Origin of the sequence: Delftia sp. 60 (genome assembly GCF_002754395.1) — a bacterium.
In the GTDB taxonomy this organism is placed as follows: Bacteria; Pseudomonadota; Gammaproteobacteria; order Burkholderiales; family Burkholderiaceae_C; genus Comamonas; species Comamonas acidovorans.
In genome coordinates, this window is record NZ_PEFD01000001.1 from 5,001 (window position 1) to 7,500 (window position 2,500).

The 2,500-nt window shown below is 50.8% G+C and carries 2 rRNA genes (1 of these 2 running past the window's edge); both read right to left on the reverse strand.

The window, feature by feature from the left end:
• Positions 1-306 precede the first annotated feature (306 nt).
• Positions 307-419: ribosomal RNA gene (gene rrf, locus CLV01_RS00025) — 5S ribosomal RNA — on the reverse strand.
• A gap of 125 nt (positions 420-544) precedes the next feature.
• Positions 545-2,500: ribosomal RNA gene (locus CLV01_RS00030) — 23S ribosomal RNA — on the reverse strand (it continues 919 nt past the right edge of the window).

A 2,500-nucleotide genomic window follows, 5' to 3' on the forward strand; every position in this document is an offset into this window, starting at 1 on the left:
CTAACTCATAAAAACGGAATTGAAGTGAACTTCACTTCTATTCTCATGAGCGTTTTTGGCTTCAAAGAGCCGAGTTCCAAAGAACTTGGCTGTTCGCCTCAAACGCCCACGCTTATCGGCTGTATATTTTTAAGGATCGAAGCAGAGAATTTTTTCTTTACTTCCGACTCACTGCGATCAGTGAAGTCTTGTATTCTAGCACAACTTTCGCTGCACTTTCAACGCTTTTTGCGTTTTCTTCTCTACCCTGCTCAGCAGGAGAGAGAAGAAAACGCCCGGCGCTAGCCGGGCGTTTTGGCTGTAAGAGCCTGACGATGACCTACTTTCACACGGGAACCCGCACTATCATCGGCGCAAAGTCGTTTCACTGTCCTGTTCGGGATGGGAAGGAGTGGTACCAACTTGCTATGGTCATCAGGCATAACTTGTTGTCATGCTGCTCATGGAGCAACACAACGAATTCATAGAGTCTGTAATCAGCTTTGTATTTTGACTGCGCCTTACTTGGCATAACCACCTTGATGATCAACGTCATCAAAGTTATAGGGTCAAGCCTCACGAGCAATTAGTACTGGTTAGCTTAACGCATTACTGCGCTTCCACACCCAGCCTATCAACGTCCTGGTCTTGAACGACTCTTCAGGGGGCTCAAGGCCCCGGCAGATCTCATCTTGAAACGAGTTTCCCGCTTAGATGCTTTCAGCGGTTATCTCTTCCACACTTAGCTACTCGGCAATGCCACTGGCGTGACAACCGATACACCAGAGGTGTGTCCACTCCGGTCCTCTCGTACTAGGAGCAGGCTTCCTCAAATCTGCAGCGCCCACGGAAGATAGGGACCAAACTGTCTCACGACGTTTTAAACCCAGCTCACGTACCTCTTTAAATGGCGAACAGCCATACCCTTGGGACCGACTACAGCCCCAGGATGAGATGAGCCGACATCGAGGTGCCAAACACCGCCGTCGATATGAACTCTTGGGCGGTATCAGCCTGTTATCCCCAGAGTACCTTTTATCCGTTGAGCGATGGCCCTTCCATACAGAACCACCGGATCACTATGTCCTGCTTTCGCATCTGCTCGACTTGTCAGTCTCGCAGTTAAGCACGCTTATGCCATTGCACTATCGTCACGATGTCCGACCGTAACTAGCGTACCTTCGAACTCCTCCGTTACGCTTTGGGAGGAGACCGCCCCAGTCAAACTGCCTACCATGCACTGTCCCCGATCCCGATAAGGGACCTGGGTTAGAACCTCAAACGCACCAGGGTGGTATTTCAACGTCGGCTCCATGAGAACTAGCGTCCTCACTTCAAAGCCTCCCACCTATCCTACACAGATCCGTTCAAAATCCAATACAAAGCTACAGTAAAGGTTCATGGGGTCTTTCCGTCTTTCCGCGGGGAGATTGCATCATCACAAACATTTCAACTTCGCTGAGTCTCTGGAGGAGACAGTGTGGCCATCGTTACGCCATTCGTGCAGGTCGGAACTTACCCGACAAGGAATTTCGCTACCTTAGGACCGTTATAGTTACGGCCGCCGTTTACTGGGACTTCAATCAAGAGCTTGCACCCCATCATTTAATCTTCCAGCACCGGGCAGGCGTCACACCCTATACGTCCACTTTCGTGTTTGCAGAGTGCTGTGTTTTTATTAAACAGTCGCAGCCACCGATTTTTTGCAACCGCTTTGGGCTCCCTTTGTTCAAGTTCACCTACTTGCGGCATACCTTCTCCCGAAGTTACGGTATCAATTTGCCGAGTTCCTTCTCCAGAGTTCTCTCAAGCGCCTTAGAATACTCATCTCGCGCACCAGTGTCGGTTTGCGGTACGGTCGTGTGTAGCTGAAGCTTAGTGGCTTTTCCTGGAAGCAGGGTATCACTCACTTCGTCTGCAAGCAGACTCGTTATCACCCCTCATCTAAGCCCGGCGGATTTGCCTACCAGGCACGACTACAGGCTTGAACCAACATATCCAACAGTTGGCTGAGCTAACCTTCTCCGTCCCCACATCGCACTACACATCGGTACAGGAATATTGACCTGTTTCCCATCAGCTACGCATCTCTGCCTCGCCTTAGGGGCCGACTCACCCTACGCCGATGAACGTTGCGTAGGAAACCTTGCGCTTACGGCGAGGGGGCTTTTCACCCCCTTTAACGCTACTCATGTCAGCATTCGCACTTCTGATACCTCCAGCACCCGTTACCAGGCACCTTCACAGGCTTACAGAACGCTCTCCTACCACTTGCAATAAATTGCAAATCCGCAGCTTCGGTAACTGGCTTAGCCCCGTTACATCTTCCGCGCAGGACGACTCGATCAGTGAGCTATTACGCTTTCTTTAAATGATGGCTGCTTCTAAGCCAACATCCTGACTGTTTTAGCCTTCCCACTTCGTTTCCCACTTAGCCAATTTTAGGGACCTTAGCTGGCGGTCTGGGTTGTTTCCCTCTTGAGTCCGGACGTTAGCACCCGGTGCTCTGTCTCCCAAGCTG